The organism is Serratia sp. Ag1 (genome assembly GCF_000743355.1).
GTDB lineage: Bacteria > Pseudomonadota > Gammaproteobacteria > Enterobacterales > Enterobacteriaceae > Chania.
Genome location: NZ_JQEI01000011.1, coordinates 136,357 through 157,280, shown reverse-complemented (window position 1 = coordinate 157,280; position 20,924 = coordinate 136,357). Strand labels below are relative to the sequence as shown.

General features: G+C 44.0%; 20 protein-coding genes. All 20 read left to right on the top strand.

All coding sequences use genetic code 11. The annotated features are described in order from the left end of the window. The first annotated feature begins 27 nt into the window (after positions 1–27). The 20 genes from IV04_RS07070 (at position 28) to nrfD (ending at position 20,907) form a co-directional block, all read left to right on the top strand. A complete protein-coding gene (locus IV04_RS07070; protein ID WP_037398782.1) occupies positions 28–1,686 on the top strand; it encodes a ShlB/FhaC/HecB family hemolysin secretion/activation protein in 1,659 nt (552 codons plus the stop codon). A gap of 16 nt (positions 1,687–1,702) precedes the next feature. Then, the gene (gene acpS / locus IV04_RS07065; RefSeq protein WP_037398783.1) at positions 1,703–2,071 is read left to right on the top strand and encodes a holo-ACP synthase; all 369 of its coding nucleotides are present in this window, start codon (positions 1,703–1,705) and stop codon (positions 2,069–2,071) included. Positions 2,072–2,094: 23 nt separating this feature from the next. Then, entirely contained in the window at positions 2,095–2,850 is a 756-nt protein-coding gene (locus IV04_RS07060) for an SDR family NAD(P)-dependent oxidoreductase (protein WP_037398786.1), read from the top strand. 3 nt (positions 2,851–2,853) lie between these two features. Beyond that, complete coding sequence (locus IV04_RS07055; RefSeq protein ID WP_037398788.1) at positions 2,854–3,411, top strand: 3-hydroxyacyl-ACP dehydratase FabZ family protein; 558 nt, start codon at positions 2,854–2,856, stop codon at positions 3,409–3,411. A gap of 27 nt (positions 3,412–3,438) precedes the next feature. After that, on the top strand, positions 3,439–3,717 hold the full coding sequence (locus tag IV04_RS07050; RefSeq protein WP_037398789.1) for a phosphopantetheine-binding protein: 279 nt from the start codon (positions 3,439–3,441) through the stop codon (positions 3,715–3,717). A gap of 30 nt (positions 3,718–3,747) precedes the next feature. Continuing rightward, positions 3,748–4,908 (top strand): aminomethyltransferase family protein, encoded by a 1,161-nt coding sequence (locus tag IV04_RS07045; protein ID WP_037398790.1) that lies wholly within the window; start codon positions 3,748–3,750, stop codon positions 4,906–4,908. Positions 4,909–5,124: 216 nt separating this feature from the next. Beyond that, complete coding sequence (locus IV04_RS07040; protein WP_072010844.1) at positions 5,125–7,683, top strand: beta-ketoacyl-[acyl-carrier-protein] synthase family protein; 2,559 nt, start codon at positions 5,125–5,127, stop codon at positions 7,681–7,683. 4 nt (positions 7,684–7,687) lie between these two features. Further along, positions 7,688–9,031, top strand: coding sequence for a beta-ketoacyl synthase N-terminal-like domain-containing protein (locus IV04_RS07035; protein ID WP_072010843.1), 1,344 nt, complete (start codon positions 7,688–7,690; stop codon positions 9,029–9,031). A gap of 90 nt (positions 9,032–9,121) precedes the next feature. Beyond that, positions 9,122–10,102 carry a hypothetical protein gene (locus IV04_RS07030; protein WP_037398795.1) on the top strand — a complete coding sequence of 327 codons (981 nt, stop codon included), beginning with the start codon at positions 9,122–9,124 and terminating at the stop codon, positions 10,100–10,102. 23 nt (positions 10,103–10,125) lie between these two features. Next, entirely contained in the window at positions 10,126–10,833 is a 708-nt protein-coding gene (locus tag IV04_RS07025) for an ABC transporter ATP-binding protein (RefSeq protein ID WP_037398797.1), read from the top strand. Next, the gene (locus IV04_RS07020; protein ID WP_037398800.1) at positions 10,817–11,464 is read left to right on the top strand and encodes a hypothetical protein; all 648 of its coding nucleotides are present in this window, start codon (positions 10,817–10,819) and stop codon (positions 11,462–11,464) included. Before IV04_RS07025 ends, IV04_RS07020 begins: the two co-directional genes overlap by 17 nt. Further along, positions 11,465–12,778, top strand: a complete 1,314-nt coding sequence (locus tag IV04_RS07015) for an ABC transporter permease (RefSeq protein WP_037440702.1) — start codon at positions 11,465–11,467, stop codon at positions 12,776–12,778. Positions 12,779–12,839: 61 nt separating this feature from the next. After that, on the top strand, positions 12,840–13,580 hold the full coding sequence (locus tag IV04_RS07010; protein ID WP_231566276.1) for an outer membrane lipoprotein-sorting protein: 741 nt from the start codon (positions 12,840–12,842) through the stop codon (positions 13,578–13,580). Then, positions 13,577–14,938, top strand: coding sequence for a hypothetical protein (locus tag IV04_RS07005; RefSeq protein ID WP_037398806.1), 1,362 nt, complete (start codon positions 13,577–13,579; stop codon positions 14,936–14,938). Before IV04_RS07010 ends, IV04_RS07005 begins: the two co-directional genes overlap by 4 nt. Positions 14,939–14,946: 8 nt before the next feature. Further along, complete coding sequence (locus IV04_RS07000; RefSeq protein WP_037398808.1) at positions 14,947–15,888, top strand: ACP S-malonyltransferase; 942 nt, start codon at positions 14,947–14,949, stop codon at positions 15,886–15,888. Beyond that, positions 15,885–16,880: a hypothetical protein gene (locus IV04_RS06995; RefSeq protein WP_037398810.1), complete on the top strand. Its 996-nt coding sequence runs from the start codon at positions 15,885–15,887 to the stop codon at positions 16,878–16,880. Before IV04_RS07000 ends, IV04_RS06995 begins: the two co-directional genes overlap by 4 nt. 363 nt (positions 16,881–17,243) lie before the next feature. Further along, entirely contained in the window at positions 17,244–18,683 is a 1,440-nt protein-coding gene (gene nrfA, locus IV04_RS06990; protein ID WP_037399960.1) for an ammonia-forming nitrite reductase cytochrome c552 subunit, read from the top strand. A 42-nt stretch (positions 18,684–18,725) separates the two neighbouring features. After that, a complete protein-coding gene (gene nrfB / locus IV04_RS06985; RefSeq protein WP_037398812.1) occupies positions 18,726–19,295 on the top strand; it encodes a cytochrome c nitrite reductase pentaheme subunit in 570 nt (189 codons plus the stop codon). Then, complete coding sequence (nrfC, locus tag IV04_RS06980) at positions 19,292–19,963, top strand: cytochrome c nitrite reductase Fe-S protein (RefSeq protein ID WP_037398815.1); 672 nt, start codon at positions 19,292–19,294, stop codon at positions 19,961–19,963. The genes nrfB and nrfC overlap by 4 nt, the downstream gene beginning before the upstream one ends. Then, entirely contained in the window at positions 19,960–20,907 is a 948-nt protein-coding gene (gene nrfD, locus IV04_RS06975) for a cytochrome c nitrite reductase subunit NrfD (RefSeq protein ID WP_037398817.1), read from the top strand. The genes nrfC and nrfD overlap by 4 nt, the downstream gene beginning before the upstream one ends. Positions 20,908–20,924: the final 17 nt, after the last annotated feature.

The window sequence follows — 20,924 nt, the reverse complement described above, 5'->3', positions numbered from 1 at the left end:
CTGCTTTTATCAACTAGAATTAGAGTTATGAAAAATAGAATTAAATATCTGCTTGTTTTTTTTGCTTTTTGTTGCAACAGCCCGGTTGTCGCGCAAGATGATTTAAGCAGACTAATTAAAGCACAGGACGACATAGATAAAAGTATCCGGCAAAAAAATAAAGTGGCCAAAAAGGATGTTTTTTCTAACTCAGACGATAACAGAGTGAGTGCTTTAGCGCTTCCACTTGAAACACACTGTGTTGAAATAAAAGAAGTTGTTATAGAAGACAATTTCATGAAAGGAGCATTTTTTGAAAAAATAAAAACGAATGTAGCCGGGCGTTGCTTAGGTTCTGTCGGCATAGAGACACTGGCAAGAGATCTGCAAGACTACATGATTAAATCTGGTTATGTGACATCTCGCGTAGAGTTGCCTGATCAAGATTTATCATCGAAGAAGTTGGTGTTGAGAGTGATCCCTGGCAGAATAGAAAGGGTAGTAATTAAAGAACACAATATAATAGAATGGATATTGCCTTTCAAAGCGAATGATATCTTGAACATCAGGGATATTGAGCAAGGTTTGGAAGTGTTGCAAAGAGCTCCCGATCTTAACGTTAAGGTTAATATAGAGCCAGGTAATAAAAACAGCTACAGCAATGTCATTATTAACACCAGTGGCAAGAAGAACTGGAACGCCAAAACTTGGTTGAATAACTGGGGAGATAAGAGTACCGGCAAGATATTGGCTGGGGGCGCTGTTTACTCCTATAATCAGGCTAAAATGAATGACATATTTTACGTTTCAGGAACAACAAATACTGAGCGCGTAAATGGTGGCTATAAAAATTTTAGTACATATTACTCGGTACCGAATGGCTATTGGGATTATGAGTTGTTTTACAGCAATAGCGAATCCAAACAAAAGATTGGCGATGAAGTTCTCGATCTCAAATATATTGGCAAAAGTCAGTATATTAGCTTAAAAGGTTCGAGGATTGTTTACCGCGATCAGGACAAAAAAGTAGCTGCCAGTGCTGAATTATCAAAAAGAAAAGTGAACTATACATTGAATGATATTCAGCTAGAGTTACAAAAAAGAGAGATGACGAACGTTAAGTTTGGCTTGAACTATAAGCAAAACTTTAATGGTTCGGCGCTTGATACCACCGCATCTTATCAGCGATTTTTGCCTTGGCTTGGTGCTGAGGAAACGCCAGACATGAAATCTGGTGATGTCAGTTCAAAAAACCATATTTTCAATTTGGATCTGAACTACATTAAATTACTTAACATAAAACCAATCAATGCATATTATGATGCTAAGTTAGGCTCACAGTATTCACCTGGGGCATTGACTCTGCAAGATCAACTCTCGATTGGCAATAGATGGAGTGTTCGTGGGTTTGAAAATAGTGCGGAACTTAACGGTGATAAAGGATTTCACATCCAGAATAATTTCAATATCATTACAGGTATCAGTAATATCGAGTGGTATTTAGGTGTAGATTATGGGCAGATATGGGGTGACGTTTATCCAGTCGGTGTATATAATAAGAAAAACCTATTAGGTACTGCCACAGGATTGAAAGGTAACATCAATTCTTTAGGCTATGACTTCTCTTTATCTGCACCGTTGACATATCCGAAAGAGTTAGCCTTGGATAAGTTAAATATAAACTTTAGTATCTACCATCAGCTTTAAATAGTTAGGGGTAATAATGTTTGTCGGTACTGATATCGTTGAGGTAGAACGGATAAAGAATGTGATCTGCCGTGGGGAGATACTGTTCTTAACACGCGTCTTTACCGAAGAAGAGATTGCTAAAATTAATATAGATGACCTCGATTATGAAAGGGCATCAGGCTTTTGGGCGGCCAAGGAGTCTATTGTTAAAGCGATAGGCTTAGGGTTCAGAGATGGCATTACATTTCAAGATATTGAAATTAGGCATGATGAATATGGTTGCCCTTATTTTTCCTTAAAGGGAAAGTTAAAAAAAGTAATGGAAGAAAGGGGTATTAGTAAAATATCTTTAAGTATTTCTCATTGTCGTACACATGCGATTGCGGTCACTATTATTTCTTGAACTAAATTGGTTAGAGTGTAACTATGTACAAATATAACGATCTGATTGGCAAAAAGGTCTTGGTCACAGGTGCAAGTGGTGATATTGGGTTAGCTGTTTGTAGCAAATTCTTGGAACAGCAATGCCAGGTTTATGCGTTGTATAAATCAAATTCTTCTGAATTAGAAGATTTGAAAAACACTCATCCGCATGGTGAGAAGTTAAGTATTTTGCAATGCGATCTGGCTGATAGAAACGCGGTGATAGAGTTATGTAACCATTTATCCGATACGGCAAAAAATATCGATGTGCTGGTAAATAATGCAGGCATCGTTAAAGACAGTTTGTTTGCGACAATGAGTTATGAAGATTTTAATACGGTCATTGATACCAATATGCTCAGCACCTTTATGTTGACCAAAGAGGCTTTGCGGTTATTAAGGGCATCCGATAACGCGGCTATCGTGAATGTTGCTTCTATTGCGGCCATTATCCCCAGCGTTGGGCAATGTAACTACAGCGCATCAAAAGGGGCTCTGCTCGGGTTTACCCGTACTTTGGCTGCAGAACTAGCTGGAAGAGGGGTGAGAGTGAATGCTGTTGCTCCCGGGATGATCGAGTCCAAAATGGTAAAAAAGGTCTCAAGGCAGGTTGTCCGCAGTATCGTTGCGTCTATCCCACAGAAACGTTTAGGAACGTGTGAAGAAGTTGCCAATACCATTGTCTACTTAGGCTCTTCTGCTTCCAGTTATATTATTGGCCAAACCATCGTAATTGATGGTGGCTTGGTCATGCGGTGATTTATGTCCAGAAACAATCAATACTCAATCCCTCCTAAAGTTTTCTTGGAAATGGGAGGTTGGCGCCAACCATTGATGATGGTCGATAGCATTTCAGACTATAAATATGGTGAAAACGGCTTCGTGAAAGTTATTAAACACATCACTTATAACGAGCCTTATTTGCTTGGTCACTTTCCAGATGATCCTATCATGCCAGGGGCTATCATTTCTGAAATATTTGGCCAAGCAAGCGAGTACTTCTCTTTCTTAACCGATATCTGTGATATCTACAAAGATACCTACGGTGAAGAGTTGAGGAATTTATGTAATATTCATTCAAAGATTCATGATGAAAATATGTTGAATATTATTCGTACACGCAGGTCTCAGGTGCGCGGTGTGCTAGCAGCACAAAATTTAAAATTCAAAGATATCGCTTATCCAGGGGATACGATTGAAGTCATAAGTAAACTGACGTTCTCTGATAACAATGGTTTTAAACACTATTCGGTATCGGCTCATGTTGGTAAAAAGTTGATAAGTCAGGGCACAATAATAAACTTTAGGCAAGTTAAATAACAAAAATACGATGGGAGTATTGTTAAAATGATCAGAGAAAATATTGAAGAGCGCAAAGCGGTCTTATACACCATTAAAACGGAAATCATCCAAAGGCTTAACATTCAAAAAGAAGAGTCTCAAATTGATGATGACACTGCACTTTTTGGTAATGGCCTGAAACTGGATTCTGTTGATGCAACCGAAATCCTGGTTTTGCTGGATAAAGTATTCGGTATTCAGGTTAGCGAAAGTGATGATCCTTCTTATATGAGAAGCATTAATAACCTAGTTTCTTTTGTATTGAAGAACAAGAATAAACATTAATTATTTAAATTAAAGAGTATAGGTTTTTATATGAACGCTCTTCATGACTTACATTTAGAAAAGAACGTTAAAATGGGCATTTTCAACGGGAAGACAGTTCCGTCGTCTTACAACAGCCCTGAAGTGGAATACAAAGCTGCCAGAGAAAATGCGCTGTTGGTTGATTACTCCCATATGTCAATCGTTAGCGTTATGGGTGATGATGCCTGGTCACTGGTAAATCATATGACGTCTGCTGACGTTTCTATTATTCGTGATGAGCAGGGAATGTATTCGCTTCTCTTGAACGAAGATGGAACTCTGTGGGGAGATGTGTACGTCTTGTGCACCGATGAAGGCTATTATCTGCTTTCTGAAAATCTGTCTTCCGTAGACATCATCGAGAGACTGAACTGCATTTTAGAGAGCGGTCCAGATCTGGATATTCAGGAAGTCCCTGAAATCAAATCTATGGATACCCAGGGTTGGGGGGCTATTCAGCTTGAAGGCCCTTATTCATGGGAGCTACTGTCAGGAATTTATGGTTTTGACATTGTTGGTTTGCCTTATCAGGAATACATGAATACTGACGATGGACTGATGGCATTTCGTTGTGGTAAACACGGTGAATTTGCCTATCTCATGATAGGGCAGTTAGATGCCTTGGCCAACGTCTGGAATCAGTTATTGGAAAGTGGCGAAAAGTTCGACCTGAAAACGGGCGGATTAGACTATCAACAAATCGTTCGTGTTGAGAATCCGTGCTGGGAGCCTGCCATTTATGAAGGATATTCCAACAATCCTGTTGAATTACAGATGCAATGGGCGATCCAGTACGATAAAGATGATTTTATCGGTAAATCAGCGGTACAAGAGCTTGCTAGCATCGGGACTGAACGTAAATTGGTCGGTATGTTCCCTCTGGCTGAGTGTGCGGATATTTCTGCTAACGATAAAGTACTGGTGGATGGTGAAGAAGTCGGTGTGATTGTTAAAGGGATTTACTCACCGGCGCTGCAATCATTTATTGCTCTTGCGCTGATTAACAATGAATTCGCTTACTCCGATATTGAAGGCTTTGACATTAAGACCCAAAATGGTCTGGTTGTAGCTAAAACGCACAATGTTCCGTTCATTTATAACTTCAGTCTGTTGGTGAATCCAACTGAGCATAGTTATATTGACTCGTCGAAATCCAAGAGTGCATTGTGATTTTTTAGTGAGTGAAAATTTTCAGGTTAGTCATAGCCTAACCTGAAAAATAATATATGTACCTATCACATTTCACGTTGCCCGGGCGTCAGCTTCGGTAGCTTGAATTATTTATGGTATACGAATAGATTTTCTTGGTTGGCTCAACAGCACATTTGTTACGTTGAATGAACAATGTCAGGAAAAATTAATAAACTTATATCCACAGGTCAGGAAATGAAAACAAATAGGAAAAGAGTCGTAATTACTGGGATGGGAATATTATCGTCATTGGCAGATAATATCGAAGGTTTCAAACAGGCGTTATTGAGTAAGAAATGTGGTGTTACTGACAGTGAGCGTTTTTCCCAGTGGTTTGATAAGGCACGGGCTGCCGAAGTCTTACACCAAATAGATTACTCTGATATTCCTGATGACATCGTCGCCTCACTCGACAATGCCGCACTCTGGGCATACAAAGTCAGTAAAGATGCGTTAGAACAGGCGAAGCTGGTTAATAACCAAACCATTCTTGACGACACTGGGCTTATTGTTGGCGTTTCATCTGCGGGTACAGAAGCGTTTCTGCCTCTCTTTGAACAACGCATTCAGGATTTCTCATTGAAGAAAGCCAGGTATTCCGGCGGTTTCTCTTCGTGTTGTTCAAGCGTTTCTACGTTACTGGGCTTGAAAGGGGGGATGGAACTGGTTGCGACAGCATGTACAGCCAGCCCCAACGCTGTTGGCATGGCTTTTGACTACATTCAGAATGGCAAAAGTAAAACCATGCTGGCTGTGGGAACGGAGCCGATTTATCTTCCGACCTTTGCCGGTTTTTATGCCTTAAACGTTATGCATTCTGACTCTTGCACACCGTTCTCTGGGCGTTCAGGTATGTCAATCGGCGAGGGTGCGGGTGCAATCGTGCTTGAAGAATATGAGCATGCCGTTGCACGTGGCGCGACTATTTACGGTGAGATCCTGTCTTACGCGACCTCTTGTGACGCTTACCACGAAACCGGGCCTGACCCACGGGCGAACGGTGCGGTACAGGTCATGCTGAAGGCCATGCAGAATGCAGGGGTTACGCCAGAGCAGATAGACTACGTAAACGTTCACGGAACGGGTACAGAGGCGAATGACAGAATCGAAACATTGGCAATGAAAAAAGCGTTTCCTAATGCTGAAAACATTCCTGTCAGTTCTACTAAGTCTTATTTTGGTCACAACATTGGTGCAGCAGGGATCGTCGAATTAATTGCCTGTCTAGTAACGCTGCCAGAAAAGAAATTATTGCCAACGCTTAATTTCACTGTTCCAAGACCGAATTGCGATCTGGATTATATACCAAACGATTTCAGAGCTAAAGAAGCCAACATTTTCATGAAAAACAATTATGCGTTTGGCGGAAATAACTGCTGCATGATTGTAAGTACCAAACCCGGCTTTACCCCAGAGACGGTTTATGATGCCAAACGTGTCGCTATCTCTGGTATTGGTGCCGTCTCTGCCATTGGGCACAGCATTAACGAAATCCTTGATTACATTTGGGCGAACGACAAATCTATCGAGCTAGGCTCAGTTAAATTCAACGAAGACACGTTATTAGAAGTTAAAGAATTGCTGGGCGTGCTGACAGAAACTCATCAGTTCGACGAACTGTTGGGTGAAGATCACACCATATTAGAGCAGACGTTGCCTGAGAATGAAGCAGACTTTAAAACGTTCCAGATTATGAACCTGGAACCCCGTAAGCATTTGCGCCGATATGATTCTCGTAAAGCAACCCGTGGCGGCACCTTTGCCTTGATTGCGTTAATGGAAGCACTGAACCACGCTAAACGCAAAATCAAAAAGGATGGCGAAGAATTGGGCTTTATTATGGGGATGTCCAGAGGCCCTCAGGAGACAACTTATAAATATCTGCAGAGCCTGAAACCTGATCCAAGAAAAGTGCGCACGTCGGAGTTTCCTGGTTCTCTGATGAATTCGATTGCCACATTCTGTGCGATTTCCGAAGGCATCAAAGGCTATACGACAACGCTGGCAACGGGCGAAAACGCCGCGCTGGGGGCATTGACTTACGGCTATGAAATTGTGCGTCAACAGTTACAGACCCAAGTGATCGTCGGTGGTGCCGATGAGTATTTCCCTTCCATGTCGCTGTATATGGATGCAGTAACGCAAAAAATCCGCATGACATCTGATGCGCGTGAATACCAGATTTACGGTAAGGATCCGAAAGGCTTCGTACCGGGTGAAGGTTCGTGCATGCTGTTACTGGAAGATCTGGATGCGGCTCAAGCACGTGATGTTGAGATCCAGGCCGAAATCATTGGCTATGGCAAGTCCAATAACAATAGCTATTTCGATGCTTCGCAGTTTGATGAAAAAGCTGGCGCGATGTCTCTGGCCATTGAGCGAGCGTTTGCTGATGCAGGTATTACGGCTGGCGATATCGACTTGGTCTGTGGCACGAGTAATGGTGCTAAAGAGAGCGCGAAGATTGAAATTGACGCTATTTTTAACACTTTTCACCAGAGTAACTCAGAGGTACCGGTGGTTAACTACAATGCTTACTTTGGATTTGTGGAGTCTTCAGCAGGTTTGCTGAATCTCGCGGTACTTATTGATTGTATTAAGAAACAAGCTATTCCTGCTGTTCCATATACCCGGGATTTCTGTGACGATCGCATTAATTTTGTTCGTGAACCGCTGAAGAAAGTTATTAAGTATGTATTGCTGCTTGGTGCTACTGAAGGTGGGAACTATTATGCTTTTATTATAAAGGGATAATGTTTTGGATAACGCGACTATTATATCGGGCTACAGCGTGTGTTTGCCGTTTGCAAAAGATAGCGACAGGTTAATTGATAATATTAAGCAAGGGAAACGTGTCAATAAAGCACATTGGTTTGATACGGATGAAGCTGCAAAGGTATACGGATTAAAAAACAATGCATTCGCCGCTAAGCTAGTACATGAGTATGATAGCATTTTTAATTTGGTCTGTGATTTGATTGTTCGATCTCTCGAAAAAGCAATGCTGGATCAGCATTGCTTATCGGGTGATAACGTCCGAGTTTATTTCACCGGATTAGGCGCAAGAGTTGATGTGGCCGATTATGCCTCTTTTTATGACCATAACGACATCGAGGATGTAAAACTCACTAAATCGATCCAGAACTTACATATTTCTAAAGTATCGCAGGACAAACTGGCATATAACATTGCGAAAAAATATCGCTTGAAATTTATGCCGCCCAATATGCACTGTACTAGTAATTCATCACTGTCTGCGGTGCACTTGGGCATTCAGGCAATAGGGAGCGGAACCATTGATCTGGTGATGGTGATTAACTGTTCAGAGATCAAAACGCAGGATATCTATTTTCTGGAAAGCCAATCAATGCTGGAAGGTGAGTTAATACAGCCCTTCGGTGAGGAAAGCAACTGTGTTTTGCCCTCCGAAGGGTTCTCCACTTTGCTTCTGGAAAGTGCCAGGCACCGTAATGCCCGGCAGGCCCCTGGAGGGATCAAACTGACGTCAACCTACACGCAAACCAGCACTGGCAGAAGTAATGACCCAACTCAATTTGCCAGTAACTTGGTAAAGGTAATGAGCAATGTCATGGAGCAAGCTAACGTCACCTGTGAAGACTTGTGTGCCATTATTCCCCACGCTAATTGCTCCGAGGCGAGTGATAAAGCAGAATCTCAGGCACTCCGTTCGCTGTTAGGCGATAGTTCTGTTCCTATTTTGGCCTATAAAGGCCAAATCGGTTATGTCGCTACGGGTTCAGGTATCGTCGATTTAATTATTGGCCATTATTCATTACGTCATGGTGAGTTATTTTCACCCGTAGGCGAGGGGGCAATAAGAGAAAATATTGCTCAGCATGTGCTAATGAATGATGGGGTGATAAAACATAATAAAAAGCACCTGTTAAAACTTGGCTTGGGCGTTGATGGTTCCATTATCGGTATAATCATGTCTGATAATGACTATACCCCTCATACTTCAAGTTGCTTGGGTGTTGACTGCGTTACTCGGCCCATACTGGGCCTCGCCCCTTCGGGGCCGCTGCAAGCAGCGTTCAAATCTGCCAAGCAGATTTGTCACTCACCCCAGGAACCATCTTGAGTAAACTCCTGGGGATTCACTCGGTTTCCACCTACAAGCAACTCGAATTATTTTGGGTGTATTTATACGTAATCTGATATGAAAAACATAATGTATTTATCTTCATTTTCAATCGTTGAACCTGAAGCGAACGTTTACCTGTATTATCCATGCTGGCTGAATGTGTGGGAATCACACATGTATAATAAGGCGCTTAAATCAACCTATGCTCATGGATGGGGGTTTAAACGATTTGGTACTCTAAAAGATGCTTATGCCAGAGAAATGATGCGGAAGCCTTCCTATAAAGAGTATATCGACTCTATGGAACAGGCTTCTGAGGCTGCTTTACAACAACTCAGCGCCAAAGAGCGTATGTTGCTAATGAGATCGCGCACGGCTTTCATTTATGTAGATTCTTGGGGGGAGTCTGGGCCTTTCGAAGATATCTCCAGTGCGTTACATACTTCAATGATTGATACTCTGCCTAAGAATCTGGTAAAGAAATTTTCAGTGAAAGATTTTACCTGCAAAATGAGAGGGGAGAAACAATCCTTAATGCAGGCAATGCGCGTTGCACAGGATTATTTAAATTGGGGTGTTTTTGACAACGTAGTGATTTGTGCAGCGTACCGTGCAGTACCGGTGTTGGTTTTCTCTGAAGAGGATATCGTTGTAGATAAAAAAAATAAAGAAAAAGATATCAAGATGAACCTGTCCGTTGAGCGGGTTGGTTGCTTTATTTTTAGCAACCGTGAGAGCGGCCTTAAGGTGAGCTGTGGTGATTATTTTATCCCAGGAAGTGATGCAAATTTACGTTCCGAGTTACTAAAGAAAGATCCTGATATTGATCTGATTTCCTTTGCCTGCTTAAGGAAAAATGCGCTAATGCGGGAACTTATTAATAACAATAAACAGCATGCTTCTGAAGCAAAGGCCATCAATCTCATTGATATCTACGGTGGCAGTGGTTGTCTTTCACCTGCTCTGAGTTGGATATATCTAGAGCAACATGCTTGTTCTCAGGGGAAAATGAGAACAATTGTGCGTGATAACTTCGGTGGTTATAACTATTTCGATACCTGGTATTAGTTTAAGATTAGTAGGAAGGACCTATGGCGAACAAAATCAAGGAATTGCCGGCAATACTCTTAATCGATATTTACAAGAGCTATGGTTGGGATGCAAGTAAAGTTGATGCTCTCAAAAATATCAATTTTGAAATAGCAAAGGGTGAGTTCCTGGCTTTGTGTGGCCCATCAGGGAGCGGGAAAAGTACACTGCTGAATATCTTGTCTGGCATTGACAAACCGACATCAGGGTCAACAATATTTCTCGATAAAGCGCTGAATGACTTGAATGAAGAACAGTTGTCGTTTATCAGAAGTAAACACCTTGGGTTTATCTTTCAGTTTTTCAATCTTATTCCCGTTCTCAGTGCATTTGATAACGTCTATTACCCGCTTGTTTTAAATGGAGATTATAATAAGAGGCAAGCTAAAGAGTTGTCATTGTACTACCTCGACAGGGTGGGGATTAATCATCTTGTCGAACGTAAACCAGGGCAATTATCTGGCGGGCAGCAACAGCGTGTGGCGATTGCCAGAGCATTAGCCCATAGTCCTGGGGTGATTATTGCCGATGAACCTACCGGTAATTTAGATCTTGCAACGGGCGAGGCCATTTTGGATTTGTTAATGGAAATCAACCAGGAAACAAAAACCACTTTTATTGTTTCAACACATTCGACCCAACTCAAAAATAGAGCTAAACGTGTTATAGAAATCAAGGATGGGGAGCTGGTTTATGATTCTGTTAAATAAGTATATTCTGTTACTCTTGATGCCATGTCTTTTTTTTGCACCGGCCTATGCTCAACGCACGGAGCCATCGGTGGTAGAAACTATTTTACAGAGAGGCTTCCCAACACAGCCTGGCGCATTAGCACAAGTCACAGATTCATTATTCGATGAGTATGAACGTCAAAAAAATGTTTCCTCATTAATATTCTACTCCTACGGTATGCTGAAATTAGCGAGCCACTTCAAAACAGTGAACGATTACGTTAAAGCCTCTGAGTTTGCCAAGCTCGGTTTTTTTTATCTGGATGAAGCTGTCGATACTCATGAAAATAACCCGCGTGTGCGCTATTTAAGGGCGCGTGTTGATGCCTATTTGCCTGCAGAGTTGGGGCGATGCGTCGTGACGCTACATGACACCAATACCTTACTGAAAGAAAATTTCGATAGTAATATGATGTTTCACATTAACTATATGCAATACAGAGCATTGCATAGCTGTAAGAAAAATAGTCAGGCAGCGGCGCTGCTGTCAGAAATGAAGAAGGGAGAGCTGAGTCAATTAAAACTATTACCTTATAGCATTGATGATGTTCCTGAGTGGGATATCAACGAAGTGACACAAATTATCATACCTTTAGTGAAAGGTGAATAAATGTTCAGTACGCTGCTTTTAACCAGTATTGTTGTTTTTATGATCTTATGTTTCGTCTTTTATTGTGCTATTTTCCGAACGCAGGATGCGCAATTCGCCTTGTTTAATTTATTCAGACATAAAAGACGCTCACTTTCTACGATTATTGCTATTATTTTGGGCGGTGTTTCGATATTTCTCTATGGCGGATTTATCGATTATTCATTCTGGATACTGAAAGAGCAAACGGTCAGGACTAACATTGGCCATATTCAACTTTATGATAAATCATACTTTGAGACATCGAATAAAAGTAAAAGCATTATAGAAAACTACAGCACCTTGAAGTCAGATCTTTTGAATGACAGTGAGTTATCCCAAGATATCTCCACGATCTCAGGGCAGTTGGAGTTTACCGGTATTGTCTCGCAATATGAGAGTGAAACCTCGAGCTATTTTGCGGCACTGGGTGTTGAACCGCTGGCTTCTCTGAAGCTCGGTTCATTCGATAAACTGATTTCAGGCAGTGATTTATCACGTATTAAACATAATGAAGTCACTCTGGGCAGTGGTTTGGCTAAAACGCTGAACGCCAACTATTCAGATTGGCTAGATGTTTTAGTGGTGAATACGCAAGGTGGGCAAGGTGCTCTGTCGCTTGGCGTTCGTGGTATTTTTGAGTCCGGCATCAAGGACTATGATGATGTTGCCATTAAAATGCCCTTACAAACGGCACAGCGTATTATGGATACCGATGGCGTCAGTAAGGTTGTCATTTTGCTGAATGATGGCGTTGATCTGGATATTTTTCGGGCAAAACTGGATAAGTTTATCGCAGATAAGCAGTTACCACTGATGGTTAAATCGTGGAAAGAATTGTCGATATTTTATCAGCAGGTTGAAGGGTTGTTGTCGGGTATCTACTTCTTTATTAAGGCTATCGTTGCTCTGATTGTTATATTTATGATCAGTAATTCTATGACAATGAATATTGTGGAAAGAACTCGAGAGATCACCACATTACGGGCTATCGGCCTGCGGCCAAGGCACATTACAAAGTTGTTTTTGCTGGAAGGCATATTCATTGGGGCAATCGGCGCTATTGGTAGCCTGGCGATTGGCTTTGCCATTGCCGGTGTCATTAATTTAAATGGTATCGCAATGCCTCCATCACCGGGGCAAACACAGGGTTATACCGCCTTCATAAAAACAGATAGCTTCGATTTAATCTGGATAACGTTTGTACTTCCCATACTGACGTCATCACTGGCATCAATCATTCCAGCAGTTCGTGCATCCAAACTTAACATAGCTGATGCATTTAAATTTGTATAAGGGCATTTCCATGAAAGTACGTTTATCTTTGGTATTTATAGGTCCGCTTTTATTTTCATCTATGACGTGGGCAGATACAGCCAGTACAGTAGATATAGCGGCATTGGAGATCATTAAGAAGTCTGATGAAGTTCGTTCACCGAACATGCCTTTTCGTTATACGGTAACCATTAAAGAATTTAAACCAGAAGAAAGTGAACCTATTCGCAAGCAGATTCTAGACATCTCTATGCGATTTCTAAAGCCTGGAAATGGTATTGAAGCAGATGCGCGGTCCCTGAGTCGATTTGTCTACCCACCTCGGGATAAAGGCAAGATGATGCTATCCGACTGGTATGATTTATGGTTTTACACACCAGGCTTGAGACGCCCAATGCCGATCTCTCGTCAGCAGCGGTTATTAGGCCAGATTTCAAACGGTGATGTGATTGTCACTAACTTTGAATATGCCTATAACTCGATCCTTTTGGGTGAAGAGCCTTGTGGAAACCTGGTTTGTTACAAGCTGGCACTAGAACGAAAATCACCAGAAATCACCTATCCGAAAGTCACCTATCTGGTTGAAAAAGAGAGCTATCATCCCTATAAAGCTTTTTACTTTTCGTTGGATGACAAACTCATCAAAGAAGTCGCCTATCAAGATTATAAGTACCTGTTAGGCAGAGAACGGCCCGCGAAAATTGTTATCGTGGATGCACGTTCCGGCAACGGTTATTCTGTTATGGAATACAGTGATGTCAGATATGAATCTCTGCCACTATTCCATTTCACCAAGGAGTATATTCAGCGAGGTGGGAATTGAAACTTTTCCCTCTGCTAGTGTTGGCAGTGTGGCTGTTTCCAGCCAAACTCTTGGCATCCTGCTCGCCTGATATGATGTTATTAGGGCAGGTGTCTTACACCAACAAAGCGCTGTCTATCTGGCGGATAGATGGAAAAAATCCTTACACCGCCAATAATGTTTACAACGATCTGGTGCTTAAATATGACAGTGTTTGTCATCTTATTGAAGAAAAAGTTGATTTGGATATGTCTCTGTATGGGCTGGCTTATTATCCGCACGAGGATGTTGACTCATTTGAAAAAGATGATAACCATTTGAGGTTGCTTATCGATAAGCTAAAGCTCTCTTACGCCGTTTCTGATAATGTCAGGGGGGATTTGGGCAAGCTCAGGTCAAAAAGTGGCTTATTCTATCTACAGTCCCCAGCGAGCTTAATGAATAATTATTATTCGGGCTTTAAACCAAGCCGAATTTATGATTATTCAATGAAACAGGCATACTCAGAATCTTTCTGGGGGGCTGTAATATCAAAAGATACAGAGAAGCAGTCGTTATCTTTATCTGTCTCGCCAAAGTTGACCCAAATTGATAAACGCTATGAGTCTTCCAGTAACTGGTCTGCGACTGAGCGTTCTAACGCCAATGAACGTTACATGATCTCTTACACGGATTACCGCTTTGGCGAGCATACACCGTCAATGAATCTGATGTTGGGTGACTCAAAGTCGGTGGCATTTTCAAACAGTTATAACTATTCGCCTCAATTCGCCATCAATGCTGAGTTGGCTTACCATTTTAACCAACAGTGGCGGCACCTGGAGACAGGAAAAGCGGAAATGGTACAGCACTATGCATTTCCTGCCGATCTTTACACTACAAGTAATGATGACGGCGTTGAGTTGGCGCTCGGATTACAATATACGACAGATCGCTTTAGTCAGTTTGGTGTCGAATATTATTTTCAGAGTGAAGGATACTCTGCTGCAGAATGGAGGAAGCAGACGGATTTAATCAGATTTCTCAATCAGGAAGCGAAGGTTGCATTATTGGATCAGGCATTTGATGCTTATAAATATTTAATGGCTGCAGAAATTAGCAATACCTCGAATAAAGGATATTTTCTAGGCAAACACTATCTTAATACCTATGCCAGTTTTCTTATGAACGATCAATCCAGCATACAGTCATTTATTGTGCTTAATATGAGGGACAAAAGTTCACTACTCGGTATCACCTATAATAAGCCGTTGGAAAAACTGGACAAGAAACTGGAAATGTACACCGGTGTTTATACCGCTTTCGGCAATCAGGATTCTGAATTTGGCCTGTTTGGCGAAACTATTGGCAGTTATTTAGGTTTTAAATATCATTTTTAAGGTTTTATATGGACTCTAATAAATTACAATCAGTCGCTTTTCTCTTTGCCGGTCAGGGTAACCCAACGATTGGCATGGGCTCAGATTTATGGGGGCTTAATGGCGCCACCAAACGAATTTGGGATTGTGCCAGTGACGTTTCAGGTATTGATATTCGGCGTCTTTGTTTAAAAGGACCAATGAACAAGTTAGTACAAACCACCAATCAGCAGGTGGCGGTGACGGCGATCAATGCAACACTTTACACTTTGTGTCGCGATAAGTTGGAAGATGCTCTGGTAGTGGGATCTTGCGGCCACAGTGTGGGTGAATATTCGGCTTTATATGCCGCTGACGCGATTACGCTGGAAGATCTCTTTAGAATGATCCATTTCCGTTCCCAGCTAATGGATGAATTGAGCAAGGTCAACAAAGGCACCATGCTGGCAGTGAAATCGGTGGATTACAGTACCCTGTCTGACCTGATTGCAAATTCTGGTCTTGAACTGGATATCAGTTGTGACAATAGCCATCGCCAGCAAGTCATTGGCGGTACACCCACTGCATTGCGTGATTTCACCCAGGTATTAATTGATCTCGGCTATGACACCACCAAACTCGGGGTCAGCGGCGCTTGGCATACTCGTTTGATGGCCGAAGGTGTTCAGCGGATGCAGGATTTTTTATCAGGTATAGAAATCAGACAGCCACAGCATGACGTCCTCATGAATGTCACTGCTACACCAGAAACGGATCCTGAATTGATTAAACGGAATTTATCACTGCACTTGACGCATACGGTGAAGTGGACGGAATCAATGGAGCGTTTTTTGGGCAATGCATCCCCGCTGTTGTTCATCGAGGTGAGTAGTAAACCTTACTTGGCGCATATCCTTAATGACTTCAACCGTTTCTCACCGGATAGGTCGCTGCATTGCAGAAAAATTGAAACATGTAGTGGTGTCTCATGATCCCAAATTATTTAACATTTATCCGTTTCCAGGATAGAAGAACGGTTCCCTTTTTCTATTTGCTCCTGTTCATTGTGCTGGGGTTCTATTGGAGAAATAATGGCTACTCTGTCACGCACCATGATGCGTGGTTAATCAGTGCGATTCTGGCAATCACACTGTTTAATATTATTTATGATTTAAAAGCCTATTGGGCATATAGTTATGTGATCGGACGTGTTGATATTGACCGTTTTTCAGGTAAAACATGTTTAAAATTTGAAGCTTTCCTCTCACGCCCAATTGTTATCAGCACAATGTCTGTTCTGGTATTTTGGCTGATCGTTAAGCTGAGTTTACTGTTACCGTCTGCACTTTACAGCGTCCTTTGCCTGTTTCTCATATCACCACTGTTTATTTACTGCGTGTACAGAAGCGTCAGGCCGATCTACATCAAGCAGGTGATCAATGCCGTTCCGAGTGTGGTGAAGTACAGCAGCCTCTATCGCTATGTCAGTGACTATATTTTGTTAAGCACGGCAATCAATCTGCTATCAATCAGCCCGTTAAAAACTAACCCAGACTTCTCTTTAAGCAACGGTTTCTTCTCTGCGAAGCTGATGATTGCCATGCTGATCCTTTGTGCTATTGTTTTGGCGGTTAATCTTATTTTTGTTTATTTATCAAAGAGATATATATTTCTTGGGCGCATGTTTCTAAAGGAGGTTGATTTCAACTTCTCCCCAGCTCTGCCCTTCAACTCACTGTATAGAATACCGTTCATGGTCAGAATGCTGTTCTTGTCGGTGATCCAGTTTGGATGGATTGCTTTCGTCAGTATTATATTGGCGTTATTAAATTTGGCTGTACCCTTTGAAGTCTACTTTTCATTCTGTTTATTACCTCTTATGGGTTATTGTTTTTTACACGTTTATTGGCACTGGCATAATGAGTTTCTTATGTCTTGTGATATGTGTTTCCGCTATGAGGAATTTAAGAAGCGCGAAACCTGATGGGTGAATATGTAATAATTACATCTATGGTGATATTCAGAAAAAATAATGTAATACAAAATTAACGCCCCATAAACCTTGGGGCCGTTAATTCTCAACCAACTGATATATATAAATTATTTTTTATGCTGTGGCTCTCTGCTTGAACTAACGTATTTCCTTTCTAATTATGTTTATCCGGTCATCTTGCGTTACCTCACAAAAATCAATCGAAGTTTTCAATTAGCCCTCTTAACTTGATTAAAGACAACAATTTTTATAGGGCTTATGTTATCCATAGCGGGCGTGCAATACCGATAATATGTCCTTCGTGGATCTAATAACTAATTAAGCCGTCGCTACCAAGCGGGCTAAATGGATGGGATGCTTATGACTAAGGTAAGCAATATATTTGCAGTCCTTCTGACAGGGATCTGTGCTGGTCTTGTTTCGCTTGCGGTGCAAGCCGATGCCACCAACGCCCCAGTGCCGCAGAAGATCGAAGCCAAAAACGAAAAGTTCGCTACGCCTCACCCCGATCAATACCAATCATGGAAAGCCACGTCAGAGCAGTCTGAGCAGGTTGATGCCTTGGCAGAAGACCCGCGTCTGGTGATCCTCTGGGCCGGATATCCATTTGCCAAGGATTACAACAAACCACGCGGTCACTCCTATGCGCTGACCGATGTGCGTGAGACGCTGCGCACGGGTGCGCCGAAAACCGCCGAAGATGGGCCACTGCCGATGGCTTGCTGGAGCTGTAAAAGCCCTGACGTAGCCAGAATGATCAACGAGCAGGGTGAAGAGGGGTATTTCCATGGCAAATGGGCTCGCGGCGGCCCGGAAATTGTCAACAACCTCGGTTGTGCGGATTGCCATAATACCGCCTCAGCAGAATTTGCCGAGGGCAAACCGGCGTTGACGCTTTCTCGCCCCTACGCTGCCCGGGCGATGGAGGCAATCGGCAAGCCGTTTGATAAAGCGGGGCGTCTCGATCAGCAAGCCATGGTGTGTGGGCAGTGCCACGTTGAATACTATTTTGATGGCAAAGATAAAGCGGTGAAGTTCCCTTGGGATAAAGGCACGACCGTCGATGATATGGAAGCCTATTACGACAATATCGCGTTTTCAGACTGGACCAATCCGTTGTCCAAAGCGCCTATGATCAAAGCCCAGCATCCAGAATATGAAACCTGGCGGGTGGGCATTCATGGCCAGAACAATGTGACCTGTATCGACTGCCACATGCCGAAAGTGCAAAACGCACAAGGCAAAATCTATACCGATCATAAAATCGGCAACCCATTCGATAACTTTGAGAAAACCTGTGCCACCTGCCATACCCAGGATAAAGCCAGCCTGCAAGGGATTGTGGCCAAGCGCAAAAAAGACATCACTGAGATCAAGCTGAAGGTTGAAGATCAACTGGTGCATGCACACTTTGAAGCGAAAGCCGCGTGGGATGCGGGTGCAACCGAAGCTGAGATGAAACCGATCCTGCTGGATATCCGCCATGCGCAATGGCGCTGGGATTATGCCATTGCGTCACACGGTATCCAGATGCACGCCCCGGACGTTGCGCTGCGGGTGTTGGGCACCGCACTCGATCAGGCTGCTCAGGCCCGCACCAAACTGGCTCGTTTGCTGGCGACCAAAGGCATCAGCCACGAAATCCCGTTGCCGGATATTTCTACCAAGCAAAAAGCACAGTTGGCCTTGGGTATGGATATGCCGCAGCTCAATGCTGAAAAGCAGGAATTCCTCAAGACGGTGGTACCGCAGTGGGATGAGCAGGCGCGTAAAGCCGGGCGACTCAGCCAATAACCCTACCGCCCCGTGCGCGGGGCGTAAAGAGATGGAGTGAATATGAACGTACTGCGTTCGTTATTAACTACCGGGGTGCTGGCTTGCAGCCTTTGGCTGACAGTATTACCGGTATCAGCCCAGACGGATAGCCCAGTGGTGCAACCGAAAAGTGCCGAGGTAACGTTACAACGTAACCCCGATGATGCCTGTTTGCGTTGCCACAAGCCGCAGCAAAGTGCCATGCATGGCAAGCATGCTGATGCTATCAACCCGAATAACCAGCTGCCGGTAACTTGCACTAACTGCCACGGCAATCCTTCACCGCTGCACCGTGAAGGGGTGAAAGATGTGATGCGCTTCAATGAGCCGATGTATGGTGTGGAAACGCAAAATAGCGTCTGCATGTCTTGCCATTTGCCCGAGGCGCTGCAAAAAGCGTTTTGGCCGCATGATGTTCACCTGGCTAAAGTCACCTGCGCCAGTTGCCATCAGCTACATCCACAGCAGGATAAAATGCAGAGCTTGAGTGATAAAGGGCGGATACAGATCTGCGTGGATTGCCACCGTCAGCAACAGGATGATCCGGCATTTAATCCAGCAGCCGTGCGGCTGGGTAAGGAGCAGCCATGAGCTGCTCACGACGCCGTTTTATTGCCGGTATAGGTGCTTTGGCGGTGACGTCGGTTGCTGCGGAAAAAGTGCTGGCGCGCACGATGAACGTGAATGGTGTGCGCTACGGCATGGTGCATGACGAGTCACGCTGCATCGGCTGCACTGCCTGTATGGATGCCTGCCGGGAGGTCAACTTGGTGCCAGAGGGTGTTTCGCGCCTGACGATTATCCGCAGCGATCCGATCGGCAACTTTCCTGACGTTAAGTACCGATTTTTCCGCCACTCCTGCCAGCATTGCGACGACGCACCCTGCGTAGATGTCTGCCCAACCGGGGCGTCATTCCGCGATGCGGCCAGTGGGATTGTCGATGTTAACCCCGATCTTTGCGTTGGTTGCCAATATTGCATTGCTGCCTGCCCGTATCGGGTGCGATTTATTCACCCGGTCAGCAAAACGGCGGATAAATGCGATTTTTGCCGCAAAACCAATTTGCGCCAGGGCAAACAACCGGCCTGCGTGCTGTCTTGCCCGACCCAGGCATTGACCTTTGGTAATCTCGACGATCCCAACAGTGAGATCTCGCGTCTGTTGGGGCAGACCACGACTTACCGCTACAAAATTGCGCTGGGTACCCGGCCAAAAGTGTATCGCGTGCCTTTTAAATATGGGGAGATAAGTCAATGACCTCTGCGTTTCATTTTGACTCTCTAGTCTGGGACTGGCCGATCGCGATTTACCTGTTTCTGATTGGGATTTCTGCTGGCCTGGTGACCTTGAGCATTCTGCTGCGCCGTTACCATCCGCGCGAGGGCACTTCTCGCAGCCGTATCATGCGTACAACCTTGTGGATTGCCCCCAGTTCGATCGTACTGGGGTTGGTGATCCTGATTTTCCATCTGACGCGCCCGTGGACCTTCTGGAAACTGATGTTTCATTACAGCTTCACCTCGGTGATGTCGATGGGCGTCATGTTGTTTCAGGTGTATACGCTGGTGCTGGTGATCTGGCTGGCGCTGATCTTCCGTGACGAAGTGGCTGCGCTGCAGCAGCGCTGGTTACCGAAGTTGACGCTGATCCCCAACCTGTTGGCGCGCTTGCTGCCATTCTTGCGCCCGCTTGAAACACTGCTGATAGTGCTGGCCGTGTTGCTGGGGGCGTATACCGGGTTCCTGCTTTCCGCGTTGAAATCCTACCCGATGCTTAATAATCCGTTGTTACCGGCACTGTTTTTGCTCTCGGGGGTTTCATCCGGGATCGCGGTGGCGCTGTTAGCCTTTGTCTTTGGCCCGAAGGCGGATTTACACGGCAAGGAAGTGAGTTTCCTGCACCGGGTAGAAACCCCGGTGGTCTGGCTGGAAATTTTCCTGATGGCCGCTTTCTTTATCGGCCTGGGGTTGGGGGATGACGGCAAGTTACGTGCGCTGTCGGCAGCGCTGGGCGGCGGGTTCTGGGCCTGGTGGTTCTGGTTGGGCGTGGTGGGCATCGGGCTCCTGTTTCCGCTGTTGTTGAAAGCGTTAGGCTGGGGCAAGGCACAATCTCACATCCTGCTGATCAGCGGCAGCAGCCTGTGTGGTGTGCTGCTGCTGCGCTATTTCATCTTGTATGCCGGGCAAATGACGGTCGCTTGAATAACGTTGGCAGCGAA